Annotated in this window: 18 protein-coding genes; 6 read left to right on the plus strand and 12 right to left on the minus strand. The window is 36.9% G+C overall.

Translation table 11 applies throughout. The features are described from left to right. Positions 1-15: 15 nt before the first annotated feature. From asnA to NST91_RS17105, 6 genes are all read right to left on the minus strand, one after another. Positions 16-1,017 (minus strand): aspartate--ammonia ligase, encoded by a 1,002-nt coding sequence (asnA, locus tag NST91_RS17080; protein ID WP_207899820.1) that lies wholly within the window; start codon positions 1,015-1,017, stop codon positions 16-18. A 242-nt stretch (positions 1,018-1,259) separates the two neighbouring features. Next, positions 1,260-1,799: a VUT family protein gene (locus tag NST91_RS17085; protein ID WP_121445125.1), complete on the minus strand. Its 540-nt coding sequence runs from the start codon at positions 1,797-1,799 to the stop codon at positions 1,260-1,262. A 47-nt stretch (positions 1,800-1,846) separates the two neighbouring features. After that, entirely contained in the window at positions 1,847-2,521 is a 675-nt protein-coding gene (gene queC / locus NST91_RS17090) for a 7-cyano-7-deazaguanine synthase QueC (RefSeq protein WP_121445126.1), read from the minus strand. A 313-nt stretch (positions 2,522-2,834) separates the two neighbouring features. Beyond that, complete coding sequence (locus NST91_RS17095) at positions 2,835-3,932, minus strand: Gfo/Idh/MocA family oxidoreductase (RefSeq protein WP_121445127.1); 1,098 nt, start codon at positions 3,930-3,932, stop codon at positions 2,835-2,837. A gap of 36 nt (positions 3,933-3,968) precedes the next feature. Beyond that, a complete protein-coding gene (locus tag NST91_RS17100) occupies positions 3,969-4,697 on the minus strand; it encodes a ThuA domain-containing protein (RefSeq protein WP_121445128.1) in 729 nt (242 codons plus the stop codon). Between the two features lie 17 nt (positions 4,698-4,714). Continuing rightward, entirely contained in the window at positions 4,715-5,872 is a 1,158-nt protein-coding gene (locus NST91_RS17105; RefSeq protein WP_121445129.1) for a Gfo/Idh/MocA family protein, read from the minus strand. A gap of 307 nt (positions 5,873-6,179) precedes the next feature. Between NST91_RS17105 and NST91_RS17110 the strand changes: the two genes are divergently transcribed. Together NST91_RS17110 and NST91_RS17115 are read left to right on the plus strand one after the other, a co-directional pair. Then, positions 6,180-6,344, plus strand: a complete 165-nt coding sequence (locus tag NST91_RS17110; protein ID WP_121445130.1) for a DUF4177 domain-containing protein — start codon at positions 6,180-6,182, stop codon at positions 6,342-6,344. A gap of 97 nt (positions 6,345-6,441) precedes the next feature. Further along, a complete protein-coding gene (locus NST91_RS17115) occupies positions 6,442-6,708 on the plus strand; it encodes a hypothetical protein (RefSeq protein WP_121445131.1) in 267 nt (88 codons plus the stop codon). 284 nt (positions 6,709-6,992) lie between these two features. Here the strand turns inward: NST91_RS17115 and NST91_RS17120 are convergent, their stop codons facing one another. Beyond that, positions 6,993-7,682: an RraA family protein gene (locus NST91_RS17120; protein WP_341332100.1), complete on the minus strand. Its 690-nt coding sequence runs from the start codon at positions 7,680-7,682 to the stop codon at positions 6,993-6,995. A gap of 206 nt (positions 7,683-7,888) precedes the next feature. Here NST91_RS17120 and NST91_RS17125 point away from each other — a divergent pair, with 206 nt between their 5' ends. From NST91_RS17125 to NST91_RS17140, 4 genes are all read left to right on the plus strand, one after another. Continuing rightward, complete coding sequence (locus tag NST91_RS17125) at positions 7,889-8,974, plus strand: endospore germination permease (RefSeq protein ID WP_121445132.1); 1,086 nt, start codon at positions 7,889-7,891, stop codon at positions 8,972-8,974. Next, positions 8,971-10,401 (plus strand): spore germination protein, encoded by a 1,431-nt coding sequence (locus NST91_RS17130; protein ID WP_121445133.1) that lies wholly within the window; start codon positions 8,971-8,973, stop codon positions 10,399-10,401. The genes NST91_RS17125 and NST91_RS17130 overlap by 4 nt, the downstream gene beginning before the upstream one ends. Position 10,402: 1 nt before the next feature. Next, positions 10,403-11,572, plus strand: a complete 1,170-nt coding sequence (locus NST91_RS17135; RefSeq protein WP_121445134.1) for a Ger(x)C family spore germination protein — start codon at positions 10,403-10,405, stop codon at positions 11,570-11,572. 178 nt (positions 11,573-11,750) lie between these two features. Then, complete coding sequence (locus tag NST91_RS17140; protein ID WP_121445501.1) at positions 11,751-12,383, plus strand: LysE family transporter; 633 nt, start codon at positions 11,751-11,753, stop codon at positions 12,381-12,383. 128 nt (positions 12,384-12,511) lie between these two features. Here NST91_RS17140 and NST91_RS17145 read toward each other — a convergent pair whose 3' ends face one another. The 5 genes from NST91_RS17145 to NST91_RS17165 all read right to left on the minus strand — a co-directional run bounded on the left by NST91_RS17145 (position 12,512) and on the right by NST91_RS17165 (position 17,199). Further along, a complete protein-coding gene (locus NST91_RS17145; protein WP_121445135.1) occupies positions 12,512-13,387 on the minus strand; it encodes a YitT family protein in 876 nt (291 codons plus the stop codon). A gap of 398 nt (positions 13,388-13,785) precedes the next feature. Continuing rightward, positions 13,786-14,298 carry a GyrI-like domain-containing protein gene (locus NST91_RS17150; RefSeq protein ID WP_246006328.1) on the minus strand — a complete coding sequence of 171 codons (513 nt, stop codon included), beginning with the start codon at positions 14,296-14,298 and terminating at the stop codon, positions 13,786-13,788. A gap of 160 nt (positions 14,299-14,458) precedes the next feature. Further along, positions 14,459-15,469, minus strand: coding sequence for a DUF3231 family protein (locus tag NST91_RS17155; RefSeq protein WP_121445136.1), 1,011 nt, complete (start codon positions 15,467-15,469; stop codon positions 14,459-14,461). Between the two features lie 116 nt (positions 15,470-15,585). After that, the gene (locus tag NST91_RS17160; protein ID WP_341332101.1) at positions 15,586-16,296 is read right to left on the minus strand and encodes a hypothetical protein; all 711 of its coding nucleotides are present in this window, start codon (positions 16,294-16,296) and stop codon (positions 15,586-15,588) included. 141 nt (positions 16,297-16,437) lie between these two features. Beyond that, positions 16,438-17,199 (minus strand): NERD domain-containing protein, encoded by a 762-nt coding sequence (locus NST91_RS17165; RefSeq protein ID WP_341332102.1) that lies wholly within the window; start codon positions 17,197-17,199, stop codon positions 16,438-16,440. Between the last annotated feature and the right edge of the window lie 49 nt (positions 17,200-17,248).

Genomic DNA, 17,248 nt, shown 5'->3' on the forward strand with positions numbered 1-17,248 from the left:
ACCATTTATTGCACTCTACAACAGAAAGATATTCTGTTTTTTGCATTCAGTTCTGATTTTTTCATTCCATACCGAAGCTTGAACTTCGCCTATATGTGCCTTTTTTAGCAGAAACATAGATAATCGTGACTGCCCAATTCCTCCCCCAATTGTATAAGGGAGCTTCTTTTCGAGGATTGCTTTATGATAAGGTAATCCTTTCCGGTCTTCATAAAAAGATGACCTTAACTGTTTGAGGAGGGCTTTTTCATCGACTCGTATCCCCATTGAAGAAATTTCAATCGCGGTTTGTAATAATGGACTCCAAAAGAGCATATCCCCATTCAAGGCCCAGTCATCATAATCTGGAGAACGTCCGTCATGTCGCTCGCCTGAACGTAACACTCCACCAATTTGCATTATGAAAACCGCACCATGTTTTTTGGCTATGATAAATTCTCGTTCCTTTGTTGTGTTATAGGGGTACATATCCTCAAGCTCTTGGGCTGTAATGAAGAAAATGTCATTAGGTAATTTCGGGGTCAGTTGCGAATGCAGACCAAACATGTGGAGTTCGGTCGACTTGATTGCCTGATAAATTTTTCTAACTTCTTGCTTCAGCGTCCCCAGATTGCGCTCTTCTTTGGAAATGACCTTCTCCCAATCCCACTGATCCACAAAAATCGAATGGAGATTATCTAGCTTTTCATCTCTTCGAATCGCATGCATATTAGTATATAGCCCAGTTCCTTTTGCAAACCCATATCTGCTTAGAGCTACTCTTTTCCATTTCGCAAGCGATTGAACCACTTCAATGTTTTTATTTTTAATATCAGCCGCATCAAATGACAGGACACGCTCATACCCATTTAAATCATCGTTGATTCCCTCGCCATTCTGAACCAGCAATGGGGCTGATACCTTTAATAAACGCATTGACTTCGAAAACGTATTCTCAAAATAATTCTTTAATTCATTAATGGCAGCTTGTGTATGAAGAATATCCAACACTGATTTGTATTCACCTTGTAATGATATAGAAGTAATTGTCCATTCACCTCCGAGAATGTAAGCAAGAGTCCGCGTTTTTTAGTAGACTCCTCCATTTATTAGACTTATTACCCTATGTGCTAGCGCCCTAAAGTGTTACAGTAATGCTCTATAATTCTATAATGTATGGGGAAAGTGCAAAAAAATGTGTAAGTTACATCACAACAAACATAAAAAAGCTTGGATATATAATATTCTAATCCAAGCTTTTCCTGTAAATATAAATTCTCTTATTGTGATACGATTTCTTTATCCATTGATGGGTTAATTTGATGAAGAATAAACGCACCAATCCCTTGTATAATTGTTTTCACTAGAACTTGACCAATAATAGCGGCTGGAACAGCTTCCCATGGCAAAAAGTTAGCACCAAGTGGACTTAAACCAATGATGACAAAGACTGCTGAGTCGAGTAATCCACCCACTAAGCCACTGTAAAAAACTCTCCAACTCATTGGCAACTTAAGTCGTGTATAAATTTCAGTGTCCGTTGTTTCTGCAAGTAAAAATGAAATCGCAGATGCAAAGACAATCAATAATGTATCACCTAATAAAAATGATACAAGCGCTGATAATAACAAGGCAATACATATAAAGACGTAAGTCAACTTTCTCCCATAACGATTTTGAACAAAGTCTCTAAAAATAAATGTTGCTCCGATTAGAAGTGTCCCCATCGGTACGATGAAAACACCTAGTGTCATCGGTTGAAAAGCTGCTGTTATCACATTCGCTAGAATAATAGATAAAAGATATAAAATGACTCTCATGATAATCCCCCTAAGTTACATTCTTGTTGTTTTACATAAATTGTATATTATTTGAATTCCTCAACTCTCTTACGTGATTCAAGGTAAAGAGTTAATCCATTTTTTCTTAATTTGCAGGAAGGGCATTCACCACAGCCGTCTCCAATGACACCCTCATAACAAGTCAATGTCTTTTCACGAATAATATCCAAGACACCGAGATCATCAGAAAGCTTCCATGTTTGTGCCTTATCCAACCACATTAACGGAGTATGGATGACAAACTGTTGATCCATTGATAAATTAATCGTTACATTTAAAGATTTAATAAACGAATCGCGACAATCCGGGTACCCACTAAAATCAGTTTCGGAAACACCGGTAATGATGTGTTTCGCACCGACTTGACTTGCTAAAACAGCAGCAAATGATAAAAAGAGTAGATTACGGCCAGGTACAAATGTAGATGGTAACCCGCCTTCTTCTCCTTCCTTTATCTCCAGATCATTTCGAGTTAACGCATTTGGAGCAAGTTGATTTAAAAGCTGCATATCCAAAATATGCTGGGTAACACTTATCTCACTCGCTATCGCCTTTGCACACTCAATCTCCTGCTTATGTCGTTGGTTGTAATTAAAAGTCACAACCTCAACTTCTTTAAAAGTTTCTAAGGCCCAAAATAAACACGTGGTACTGTCTTGCCCACCACTAAATACCACTACCGCCTTTTCATCTTTTAACATGTTTAAAACTCCTTCCGACAAAAGAAAAAACAGTACCCCAAGAGAAGTACTGCTTCATCTTAGTTTTTTTATAGAGGGGTGCTAGAACCTCTACCGCTAAAAAACGGATTTTTCTATTCAACTAAAAATTATAGTATCACAAAAGTCAATACAGTGGTACAAAAATTTTGGGTCACAGGGACAGGTCCCTTGTCCCACCATATATTTCCATACATAACATTTTAAACATAACACACCCCCCGACATTGTTTACTATTTCAGACTACAATCGGGGGAAATGACGTTCTTGGTATAATTCTCTTTTAACAGTTAATTAGATATACGAATAGGTCGACAAGTCGAATTTTTTCGGTTTCTCGCACGTGCTCTCCAGTTGATAATGCTGTCCACTATCCGAAGAATCATGAAAACCATGCATGGCTTCTAAAACATGATAAGCTAACTCACCATTTGCACGGAAAGATTCATTATGTAGAATCGCGTTTGCCATATCAGCGACACCAATGCCTCGGTTATTAGTAGGATTTTCAAAAGCGAGTGGAATTTCTACAAATTCCTTTTCATCTTTTCTTCTGATTTTGACTGGTCCGCCAAATGTATTTGGATTTGGGACAAGAAGTGTTCCCTCACTTCCATATACTTCAATTGGCGGTAATGACGTTCCCCCAAATGCATCAAAGCTTGTTGTAATCGTTGCAATTGCACCACTAGCAAAATCAATGGTTCCTGCAATATGAGTTGGTGTTACAACATCAATTGTTGTCCCCTTCTTAGGTTCGCTTAATATCGTTCGCTCCGGATAACTGATTCTTGTTGTACCCGCTATCCGCTTCATTGGACCTAATAATGCCACCAATGCCGTTAAATAATAGGGCCCCATATCAAACATCGGCCCGCCACCATGATCATAGTAGAATGCTGGATCGGGATGCCAATGTTCATGACCCCGGTTGATCATAAAAGCAGAAGCTCCAATCGGAACACCAATTTCACCTTTTTCAATTAGATGAATGGCAGTTTGAATACCTGCACCTAAAAAGGTATCTGGAGCACCACCAACGAATAGGTTAGACTTCTTGGCTACTTCTAAAATTTGTTTCCCTTCTTCACGGGACACAGTAAGTGGTTTCTCTGTATACACATGCTTACCTGCTTCTAATGCCTTGAGACTAACTGACGCGTGCGCCCGAGGAATTGTTAAATTAACCACCAACTGAATTTCATCGTCCGCCAATAGCTCCTCAACTGAAAATGCATTAGGGACTCCAAATTTTTCTGCTTGCTGCTTTGCGCGGGCCACATCTATATCGGCACAAGCCACTAGCTCAAGATGTTCATATTTTTGAAGATTTTCCAAATAGATTGAACTAATGGTTCCACATCCGATAATGCCAAGTTTCAATTTACTCATATTCTTCCCCCTTACGCTCTGTACGTGATTTCCCTTTTACTGACTATCTCCCATACCTGTATATGTCCGCACATCTCCTGAATCTGCTCGTTCATTAGCCAGTTGCTTTCCTTCTGCTGCCCATAAAAATCCACGACGCATAATAAGAGACACTTCCGGCATTTCAATGATATCGGCATGGTGACCTAAAGAACTATAAAAAACTCTTCCCTGCCCCCACCGTTTTGTCCAAACAACAGGCATGTCGACTGCTTTATTAGTCGCATGTGGTCCATCTACAACCGGGAATCTCGTTGTGGCTAATACTTCCACAGCTGGATCGAAGTGAAGATAATATTGTTCACTCACGACTTTAAAATCAGACAAGCCCTCAAGCAATGGGCTTGAACTATGTTTGATATTCACCATATACTCAACCCCATCATTACCGGGGTGAGCCACCCAATTTCCCCCCGTCATAAACTGCCAATCGACATTATTACGGAATGAGTCACACATTCCCCCGTGACAACCAGCAACGCCAACTCCACTGGCTACCGCTTGAGAAATATTTAGAACATATTTCTTCTCAATCTCCCCCATTGTCCAATGAGGAACCAATAAGTCTAGTGATTGTAGTTTTTCAGCATCAGCATATGTATCTAGTGAATGTGAGACCTCAACTTGGAAGTTTTCTTCTGCCAACATGTTTTTAAAAAGCTGGGCAACCTGTTCCGGCTCATGACCATCCCAGCCACCCCAAACAATTAATGCTTTTTTTTGCATAGATGAACGCTCCTTACTCATTCAGATATTGTAATCCATTGGCGTTTTTCAATTGACTTTTCCACTGCCTCTAAGACCGCTTGGCACTTAACACCATCTTCAAAATTAGGCACTGGCTGACGATCTTCTTGAATCGCATCCATAAATTCTACGATTTCATGAATAAATGTATGCTCATAGCCAATCGTGTGCCCTGCTGGCCAATAGCGGTCAATATAGTCGTGACTCGGTTCTGTTGCTAAAACACGACGGAAACCTTGAGCATCCTCTCTGTCATCCGTAAAATAAACCTGAAGCTCATTCAATCTTTCAAAATCAAAAATAACGCTCCCTTTACTACCATTAATTTCGAACGAATTCGTACTGCGATGCCCTGTTGCAAAACGAGTTGCCTCAAAACTACCTAATGCACCATTAGCGAATCGCGCCATAAATAATGTGGCATCGTCGACTGTTACTGGACCTTTTTTCCCTTGGGTACTCCCTGTTGCTGATAGCCCTGTCATATTGGTTGGTAATGGTCTTTCTTTAATAAAAGTTTCACTCATACCAATCACCTCAGTGATATCACCGATTAGGTAATGGGACAAATCAATGAGATGAGCGCCTAAGTCTCCATGTGAACCAGAACCCGCAATCTCTTTTTGAAGTCTCCAAGCAAGTGGAAAATTCGGATCCACTAACCAATCCTGAAGAAACCAAGCACGAAAATGATAAATGTCCCCTAATGCACCTTCGTCAATCAGTTTCTTCGCAAGTCTAACAGCCGGAGTAAAACGGTAATTGAAGCCAATCATATGCTTGACACCCGCGTCTTTTACAGCCGCCAGCATTTCCTTAGAATCTTGTAGTGTAAGCGCTAACGGTTTTTCGCAAAAAACGTGTTTCCCCGCTTCAGCAGCAGCAATCGCAATCTCTTTATGTACATCACTTGGTGCATTAATATCGATCAAATCAATATCATCACGTTCAACAAGTGCGCGCCAATCACTCTTATACTCTTCCCAACCAAACTGTGCAGCTGCCTTTGCAACCGCTTCTTGATTTCTGCCACATATCACTTTCATTTCAGGACGAAGCCGATCTGGAAAAAACAACGGAAGATCACGATAGGCGTGGCTATGTGCTTTCCCCATAAACTTATAACCTATCATACCGATATTTACTTGTTTCATAGTTTCCTCCCTTTCAGACATATACTTTGTAAGTCTACTCTACTTTATTTAAACATATCTTTACAATTACATATACAATCATTTGCTAAGGAAATGTATAAATATAACAAAAGTTAATATTGAAAAAGTTAATAAAAGAACTTTTTAAATAAAAAATTAGAAAATAAAAGGAAATCTAATCAAAAAATAGAAACAAATAAGAGCTTTTGTATTTTATTAACAAGTAGATATTTGAAGGTGAAACCATTTTTAATATGGATCGTAATATAAATAAGATTCCCTAGCAAATAATTAAGGAGGTTCTTAGATGAAGCAATTTGAATATAAAATCGAAAACATCCAGATTCAGTTGAATAACGATATTGATTTTAATACAGCAATGACTAAAAAGTTGAATTCACTTGGTAAAGAAGGTTGGGAATTAACAGGTGTTAATGGAACAATTTTTTACTTTAAGAGAGAAATTTCTTAGCTCTTAGTGTTTGACCTTACTATCACTTCTTATGCTAACATTGCGAAATATTTATAAAAAGCAAAGTATATATTGTAAGTATTTAAGGGGGATGGATATGGTTTTCTTTAATTTAGTAGATGTTTATATAGGATTTTCAATGGAAGAATTACTAAAAATAAGAGCAATACTTAAAAGAGAAAACATTAAATATACCTATAAAATTTTTGACCCTTCAGAAAATTGGTTGGGTCCTGGTACCATAAGAGGAAACTTTGGAAGTTTCGGAATGAATAAAAATTACGAAAAACAATATATTGTTTCTGTAAGAAAAAAAGACGCAGAGAATGCAAAATATTTTATCCATTGTGTTTTGCATTCATAGTCTTAGTATACTAACAATAGAATATCTAAAATAAATGAAGATGCATTTTTCTAAATGATCTGGGTGCGTTTGTTGAACAAAAAAACGATTAGGTTACTATTATATGTCAGTATAAAATGAAGGTCCTCCCCCAAAAAAGCTACTCTTATTGAGAGCAGTTCTAAAAAAATTATTTTACTCACTGATCATGATTTCGAATTTATATGCTTTAATCCTACATTTGTTGATCCACATCTAATACTTCTTTCTCGAATTTAATACACTTGTGTTACCAAAAACTGCCTTTATCTTTTAGTAGTATCAATAAACTCACACCCCTTTTCAAGAAGCGCTGCATCCACCCACGTTCTGTCCCATGTACCCTTTTTGATTGCCACCATTATTTCAGCCTCTTTTGCTACCGTTTTACGGGTTTTCTCAAGGATTTCAGGTGCATCATTAGGATTGATGACCACAATACCATCGTCATCACCAACCAAAATATCACCTGGGTGGACGGTTACACCATCACAAGAAATCGGAATACTGATTTCACCCGGGCCATCCTTATACGGACCAGCCGGCGTTACACCCACTGCGTACACTGGAATCGTCATTTGTTTAATAACTCCCACATCGCGATTCGCTCCGTTGATAATAAACCCGGCGATTCCTCGCTTTTGTGCCCAGGTAATCATTAATTCACCAATTAGGGCATTAGTGATATCGCCCTGCCCATCAACCACAATGACATCGCCAGGAGAGGCTAAGTCAATTGCTTTATGTAGCAGCAAATTATCACCTGGTCTAGTTTTAACTGTAAAAGCACATCCAATGAGTGGTGCTGAATTGTATGGCCTTATTTTTCTACCAATACAGGATGTCCGGTTCATGTTATCTACAATATTTGAAACCGGAATCCCTTTAAAAGCAACAACTAGTCTACGAGGTGGTCTATCAAACTCACCCTGAATCCGAAATCCTACATTTCCCATACAAGTTCCTTCTCCCTTCATCTATAGTCCGTATTTCACAACCATTTAATAGATAATATTTAGGACTTGTATGATTTATACGAAAAAAGGCGTTAAACCATGTTGAATATACTTCGTACTCGTTTTATCCCTTACTAACGATATGCATAATTTGGTAACACAAACAAATCCTAACAGCATCGGGAATTAATTTGGTGGTGTTAAGAATGTATTTCTCACGTACTCAGTTATTATTTGTCCTTATTCTTTTTATTGGAATTTCTAATCATGTGCTCATCATGCCTCATTTGCTTAGTACGGGAAGACGGGATGCCTGGCTATGTGCAATTGTTGCCTATGTCTTATTACTGTTTTGGGGATATATTCTTTATTTGATTATGAAAAAAAACGAACAACGAATATGTCTTTATGACTGGATTACGGAACGTGCAGGCGCCGCTATATCTCGTGTCTTAATAGCCTTCCTTTGGGTTTATGTTTTCACGATAACTGCCATTTCTTTTTATGATCTGATCCAATCTATTAATATTTATTTTCTGCCGAGAACACCATCGTTTATCGTGATGCTCCCTTTCCTTTTGATTTGTATTTGGTCCGCCTATACTGGCTTAAAATCAATTATTTATACTTCCGCGGTTTTATTGCCGGTTGTTTGGATGCTTGGAATTTTTGTAGCAACTTTTACTCTTAAAGAAAAAGATTATTCGTATCTATTCCCTGTTCTTGTTGAAGGATATCAACCCGTTATTAAAGGAAGCATTATTATTCTTGGAGGAAGTGCAGATTTCCTTGTATTGTTGCTCATTCAACACCACTTAAAAAAGTCGTTTACAAAAGGTAACCTTTTTTTATTGATTACCATTTTAGTTATTCTGATCCTTGGCCCTACCATGGGATCTTTGTCTTCATTTGGCCCAGCAGTTGCATCAGATATGCGGTTCCCCGCTTTTGAACAATGGAGACTTATTACCTTGGGGAATTATATTTCACATGTAGATTTTTTAGCGGTGTTTCAATTATTAAGCGGTGAACTCATCCGTGTTTCATTAGGATTATTTCTTCTTTCAGATATGGTGAAAGGTCATTTACAACCAGTGAAAAAAAAGCATATATTCATCGTTGCTTCGCTTTCATTAGGATTACTGACATTAATTCCGTTAAGTGACATGTGGGTTCAAACATTAATCGGACGGTACTTTTATCCCGCTGCTTTTATTAGTGCGGTGTTCATGTTAACTGCTTTATTCATTATTAGCTATTTGCCGAAGAAGAAAGGAACCCTGCGGATATGAACATGACACAATTAGACGAATTGTTAGAAAACGGAATATTGACTAACCGTGTGATTAAATGTTTTTTCAGTCATTATGCTGATATTGAATTTATTCCAATCGAAAATAATGATTATATTCAAGCTTTTTATTGTAAAGGCATGCTGGATTCCAAACAGTTAAATGAATACTTTAATCGAATTCTACTGAGCATCCAAAAAAAAGAATCTCGCAGTCATTCTGAAGATCTTCCACCAGTCCAACATATAAAAACCATGAAGGAAATGGTCAATCTTGTGTTTTCTGGTTCTTTAATTGTTTATCGGGAAGGTACCCCGTTTTTTCATGTATTCGATATTAGCAATGTGCCACAACGAAAACCGCAAGAATCAACGACAGAGGTTTCGATTAAGGGTCCTAAAGATAGCTTTACTGAAGAGATGAATGTCAACATCTCATTGATTCGTAAAAGAATGAAGACCGATCAGCTCTATTCCGAATCTTTCACCCTTGGTTCGCTAAGTAAAACAGAGGTTTCTCTGCTTTATTTGAATGATAAAGCCAACCCGGAAATCATTGAGGAAGTCAGGAAGCGACTCGAGGACTTTCAAAGCGAAAGCGTGGTCAGCAGTGGTCAATTAGAGCAATGGCTATCTGATCGTTCGTTCTCTTTGTTTCCTTTATTTGATTATGTGACACGTCCTGATTATGTCATTGAATGTATGTTACGCGGAAGATTCCTTCTTATTGTAAATGGTTCACCCTCTGTATTGATTGGTCCAATAAATGTTTTTGAATTAATAAAATCACCTGAAGATGTGCATTTTCCATACTATTTTGTTCTCTTTGGACGGCTTATTCGGATCATTGGCTTAATCGTCGCTATTTTCCTACCGGGCTTTTGGGTTTCGTTATCTTCTGTCAATATTGACCAACTACCGTTTGCCCTATTAGCAACCGTCGTAGTCTCCCGTGAAGGTTTGCCATTGCCACTTGGACTGGAAGCAATATTTATTCTTGGGTTGTTTGAGATATTAAGAGAAGCAGGAGTTCGGATGCCAACTGTTCTTGGACAAACAGTTTCGATTGTCGGGGGTATCATTATCGGTGATGCAGCGATTCGAGCTGGTCTTGCTTCCCCCACGATGATTGTAGTCATTGCGTTAACAGCAGTCGCAAGCTACACACTTGTGAATCAATCATTGGTTGGAACCGTCAGTATCCTAAGGGTGTATAACTTGTTACTTTCTATTTTTTTAGGAATATACGGACTTTTTATAGGATTTTTTAGCGTTCTTATTTATCTATCAACATTAGAGTCTTTAAAAGTAGCCTATCTTGAACCCGTTGCTTCCTTAACATTCAAAGAATACTTAGCAGCCCTGTTTTTGAATCCACTTGACCGAAAAAAATTTGGAATCTCATTCATTCAGAAGCGGAGAAAATAGCATGAAACTTAAAACAATGATAGTTTGCTTAATAAAAATTGTACTATGTCTTTTCGTTTTAACAGCTTGTGAAAATGACATAGGAGAAATTGAAAATCAAAACTTTGCTACTGCTATTGGTGTTGATTACCGAGATGGGGAGTATTATGTCTCGATTCAGATGATTGGATTAACCTCTGTCGCAAAAACAGAAAACGGTGATAGAGGGGCACCTCAAGTGTATGTCTCTCAAACAAGCGGAAAAACCTTTATTGATGCATTCTTCAAAGCATATCATACTTCGCAAGAACGGTTTCTTTGGGCACATGTGACAGCTGTTGTTCTGAGTGAAAATGCACTTGAACAAGGGATGGATAGTATCTTTGATGGTTTAACACGATATTATGAGTTTCGCCCTACTCCATGGATTTTTGGGACAAAGAACTCCATATTGGATATTTTATCGACAAATGGATTCTTTAATCAAAATTCATTAAATACGATTCTTCATAGTCCAGAAAGTTCATACGAACAAAGATCGACCATTAGGCCGCTAAAATTAAATCAATTTGCACGTGAGTTTTTTGATCCTGGTCGTACTACATATATTCCATCACTCACGATCGATGACCAACAATGGAAGAAAAATAAAAAAGATGAGGCAAAACTAGCGATTGATGGAGCATTTTTTCTCGATAACCAGAAATACAAAGGCTATTTTCCGTATGAGAAACTAAAAGGCATGCGGTGGATAGCTCCTGAAACTGTACGTGCCTCCTTACTTTTACCCAATGAAAGAAATCCAGAATTTATTGCGGTACTTGAAGACCAATCGGTAACTATCATTCCCGAAGAACAAAACGGAAACTTTCGCTTTACAGTCCTTTTTCTGGCTAACGCGATTGTCAGCAATCGCATTAAAAACAACACACTTCATGTAAATGCCATGGAAGAATACGTACAAAAAGGCATCATTTCTGAAATCAGACAATTATATCGATTAGGTTTGGAGCATGATATCGATTTTTTAAACTTCGAACATCAGCTTTTCCGAAAGTATAATGCTGATTGGAAAAAGCTAAAAAGTCAAGATACATTACTTCGCGAGGATAGTATAAAATCGATTGAAGCACATATCAAATTAGAGCATTCAGGTTCATTTAAAAATCGTAAAATTGAGATTAAGGAATGATTCAAAAAATTTACTCACCGTTTTTGGTGAGTTTTTGTATTTTTGGGTTGTAATTCTATATAAAATCTTAAAAATCAAATCAATTAAACAAATATTTCTGTTCAATAAACAACACGCATTCTATATAATATACTGTAAGAATTACATATCTGACCTTAATAAGAATGGGGATAAGGAAATGGAAAACTTTTATCTGTTTGTTCTTATGTGTATTTTTCTAATTATATTACCTGGTCCTGATACTGCCGTTGCTACAAAGAATACTCTTACAGTTGGGAGAATTGGAGGCCTAAAAACGGCTTTAGGCACGTGTTGTGCCCTCCTTATCCATACTTCTGCTGCTGTATTCGGACTTTCAGCAATCATTGTGAAGTCCGCATTGTTATTCTCTGCATTCAAATATGTAGGGGCTATTTACTTAATTTATCTAGGGATTAAAACGTTATGGTCATTGAGGAAGAAGGAAGAAGCTGCCACCATTGATTCCAACGCAAAAAGACAGTTTGCAAATACATCTTGTTTTAAACAAGGGTTCCTAACCAATATCCTAAATCCCAAAGTTGCTGTCTTTTTCTTAACCTTTTTACCTCAATTCGTAGACGCAGGAAACCACACGTTCATTCCATTTCTCCTGATGGGAATTACGTATACTGTATTGACCGCTATCTGGTTTTTTCTCTATGTCTTACTAATCAACCAGGTCAGTGCCTTTATGAAAAAACCTAAATCACAGAAGATCATTGAAGCAATCACTGGTACGATCCTGGTTGGATTCGGAATCAAACTCGCCCTAGAAAAGGCTCATAATTAGAGTGCCATACTTCTTTTAAAGTATGGTACTTTTTAGCTAGTTAAAATTCACCTTTTCAATCCGATCGATATTTTCTCACAAAGGGATCCACTCATTACCTTCGAAACAATACATGGAATCAATATTTATTAATGTATGTCCCTTTTCTTAAAGTTGCCACCCTTAACTTCCGCTACATCATATACAACAACAAAGGCATGCTTATCAATTTGATAAATGATTTCTTTCATTTTACTGTCTTCTAAACGGTTAATAATACAAGTAATTTCTTTGATTTTTTCGTTTGAATAACCGCCTTCAGCTAGGTTATATGTTGCGCTTCTACCTAAACGGTCACGTATTGTTTCTACCATTAATTCAGGCTCACTTGTAATAATTTTATAGCTTTTAGAACCACTTAACCCCTCTTCAACAGTTTCGATCACCTTGGAAGCAATAAAATAAGCAATTCCCGATAGGAAGGCGCCTTGTAGCCCAAAAACAGTCGATACGATGATAAATACAAATAAATTTAAGAATAAAATGAGGTCACTTGTCCCAAAAGGTAATTTTCTTGATAGCAATACAGCTAACATATCAATGCCATCTAATGCACCGCCATTTCGTAAAGCCAATCCCATACCGAAACCGATGATAATACCACCAAAGACAGTTACTAACAGTGTATCTCCCTCAATAATGGTTGGAATATGATGCATAATACTTGTCCCGTAAGCTAATGAAGCAATTCCAATAACAGAATAAATAGCAAAACTTTTCCCAATTTGTTTATAACCTAGGAATATGAATGGAATATTTAATACTGCAATTAATAGGCCTAAAGGAATTCCCATTAATTGTGATCCAACGATACTCAGGCCAGTTACACCGCCATCTGAAACGTTGTTTGGGATTAATATCGCTTCCAGTCCATATGCAGTTATAAATGCCCCGATCATAACGGTTAATGCTCGCGCAACCGTCTTAAGCCCTTTCATTCCTCTTTGCTTAGAATTGGTTTCCATATTATGTCCTCTTTCCCAATTAATCTCTTATTTTTCAATTAACGTACATTATGGGCTACTTTTCTAAACCATATTCACTCACAATGTAGTGACACAGTGTCATTTACAATAAAAATTTTATATGACACCATGTCACTTGTCAATAAAAATATGACATCGTGTCATATTATATGAATTGATAAAGCCTTTTTTCTAAGGACATTGGATAAAATTTACTAATTTATCGTGTAGATACTGTGATCGGAACGATTACATTTTGGGTGTATTTGGTATCTATAATTACGGATTAGCGTTTCGAAGGAGATTCTTATTAATAACCCTGCCTTTTTCGAAAGACTTTTAAAAACCTTCAATTGTTGCCTTTAGGTACTCGAATCATTTCCGATAATAAGAATATATTATTCTTTGACAATCGGAATATAGATATCAAAATGCGGATCAATAGGGTCACGATCAACTGGATAACGTTCATGTTTTATTGGCATATATGGATCATAGTAATCTACACCCTCTTCCCTAAATGGGATATACTCACTATCAAATAACCATTTATGTAGATCCGTATATGTCTGTTCTATATCTTCCCCTTTGTTATGTGTGGTCTTCACATACGTTAGTTCAGGAACTTCTATTTCGATCATCCCTTTAGGAAGTTCCTGCTTATCACTTACTTCATACATTGCATAGTGCACAAATCCATTTTCAATTACATGATAAGATAGACCTAATTGAACATTTGGATTTACCTTGTGATCTATCTCCTTAACACGTTCTTCAACTTGTCGAATCACGTTTTTCAAACTAGGTACAATCTCAGAAAATGTACCCTCCCATCTTAATCCTACTGCCCGATAGCCTGGTAATGTAATAATTTCATAGCTCACTATATCTACAACCTTTCCCAAAAGCATCATAATTCTCCTATAACATAAAATGCTTCTTTTTAATCCCGTTCTGTAGTATAAATATTTCCACATAAAAGGCGTTAATCCCTCCTTGGATCAACGCCTTCCGTACTTTTATGTACATATTTTCTAATTATCATCCAAGGTTCGTTATTTCCCCTACGACTTATTCATTCCCCTTTATAATTTCTGCTCTGTTCTCTGTTTGGGGAGGTTCTTCAAACCAACCGTTTTTTATCTTAAGTTCGATTCCCTCTCTTGCATATAAGTAGATATCTTTAGCAATTATCATTGATTTCATGGCAATGTCATTCCGTAAACTGAAAAAAACACCACTTCCTGATCCAACAATTGAAAATCCGTTGAGAATATAAATGCAGTGCATCATTAACTTATCCGAAAAAGGAGGTACCGTTGACTTCGTGACCGTTGCACCAGAGTTAGCAGAAAGGTGAATATCTGCTTTTAGTAACATATCTTCCATGAATTTGATTTGCTTCTTTGCAAGTTCCTTCCCTTTCAGAAAGTATTGTTTCACCTCTTTGTTTTGAGCGCATTGGGCAAACCCTGTAATCAGCTGCATCCCTATATTATTAGATTCGAGTGTGTGATGAAGGAATCCGACTTCGAGGCTATTAAATGCTCGTTTATCACCGGTAATCTTAAAGCCCTCTAAGTACTTCTTTGTTTCAATGAATTCTACTTCTTTCGGCATGGTAACGAATGGAGGTGGAGAAAGTATCCCATTTTCAAGTAAATATGCAGTTGCAAGTTTATAAATTTTTTGGGTGATCGATGTAAGACCTTCATAGATAGCCATCACTCTTTTATTGTAAGACATGTTCATATTTAAAGTATATAAACCCATGCTAACTTCCTTTAAAACCCGAACAAACATAATATCAAATCCGTGGTCATACAGCTTAGGCGCATCCAAATGGACATCTGCAGCTGTAAACCCTACAGGTTTTACCATACCTTGTTCCTTAAAAACTTCCTCCATCTCTTTCACATAAAAATCTAGCTCTTGCCACAGACCTCCTAGTATATTCCGAGCTTGATGATCATCCGCTTTTTCAATAAAATATTCCAAAAGCCTCATAATAAGCGTCTTTTCTAAGTATGTCTGCCAAAGGGTGCCTACTTCTGAAACATTAATAGGATTTTTCTGACTCAATGCTTGCAACCTCCAATTAATTCTAAATATCCCACTTGTGTAATCCTATTAATACACTGCCCAGATTATAGGAAAGAATACCCAAATTTTTCATCAAAACAAGTTACAGTTAGCATTCAAGATTCCTTCGTTATTTTTTGATTGAATCTATAAAACATATAAAATTGCTTAATGTTTGCAAGTGGCCTCAATAATTTCACGTATTGTGTATCCCCCAACCCATAATGTTTAAAGTGTTGGATTAGTAGTTGAACGAGTTCATTTGTTGGGATATCTTGATGCTTTTGAATATACATCATCAGATCACTATTACTAGTAAGATAACTGAAATATAATCCAATCCCCTTCTGTAGAGAATTTGGGTAAACACCCTGAGGAAGTTTTTTGTCGATTACTACCTGTTTGTAGAGTTTATAATATCCATTCGGCGTTAATGTAAAGGAATCCACAGCTTGAAAAGCATCACCGACGATATGAATTTCGATTGCTCCTTTATAATCAGTTAGGTCTAACCAAGCCAAAATGGTGAGAACATTAATCTGGCAAAACATATCTTCATCAAACCATAATATGATCCGATTAAAATCTCCATCAAAAAGAGGCTGCAATGGGTTTAGGGTAATTTCAGCATATTGTGAAGGTGTAACATGATGAACTTTCGACCGTATCTCAGTAAATTTTTCAGAAAATAATTCTTCACAGGTGTTTCCATAGCACATTGCTTCGTTAAACGGGATCATTAACTCGTCTTCTAAGAATGAAGTCCTTTTAAAATATGTATACATTTCCATTCCATTTAAAATATGTAATGTCTTTTGTTGATTCACATGGACACCTCCTGTCATTCTACAATAACATGTTTGGCTAAATATTATTATGGATTCTAAAATATGTTGCCATTTAATAGAAACTCCTTTTGCCTGCTTTGACTAGTAGCCAGTGTAGACAAGACGAATAAAAGCTGTCTATTACAAATTTGCCTGTTTGTTACTCTCAACAAACCTACATTTTGGATAGCTGCTGCAACCCAAAAAAGTTCCGTATTTTCCCTTTCTTTCGACCAGTTCCGAACCACAATTTGGGCACATATTTGCGTTAATTTTATATTGATAAAATCGTTGTGAATCTTTAATGTTTTTAACATGCTGCTTTTTCTTGTCTCCATCAGCATTCAATGTTTTCTCAAGTTTATTAACAATCTTCTTGGTTTCTCCTGCAGACAAATGTACTTGTTTATGTTCCAGGATAGTACCTACAAGGCGTGAAGAATACACGACACTTACATTTGAACTATTAGTTTCAATTTTTTTTAGTGTAGCCCGGTTACTAAAGGAAATAATAGAATGATAGGGTTCTTCGTTCTCCATTCCTAAGTATTCTTGCAATGCCTTAATATGGCCATAGTTTTGCCAAATAGGATTATAAAGCTTCTCTTTGCGTTTATAAATGACCTGAGTCCAATATTTGCTCTTAGAATCACCATAAATCCACCCTTTGTAATTTTTCGTTTCAATTACAAAAATTCCATAAGGAGAAACTACAACATGATCAATTTGTGACGATTTTCTGTTTTTTAACGGAATGAGAACATCATTGAACACCTGGTATTTCTCTTTATCTAGTTTGTTTAAATAAAGACGCACTGATGCTTCTCCTAGGAACCCTTTTACTTTTGGTATTCCTAGGATGAATAGGATTGCAACTGTAAAAATTAATAGAAATTCAAGCATATTTCACCTCAAGTATAGTTGATACAGTAATTCCCAAAAAAAATTTTCC

This window comes from Ferdinandcohnia sp. FSL W7-1320 (assembly GCF_038050315.1).
In the GTDB taxonomy this organism is placed as follows: Bacteria; Bacillota; Bacilli; order Bacillales; family Bacillaceae_L; genus Ferdinandcohnia; species Ferdinandcohnia aciditolerans.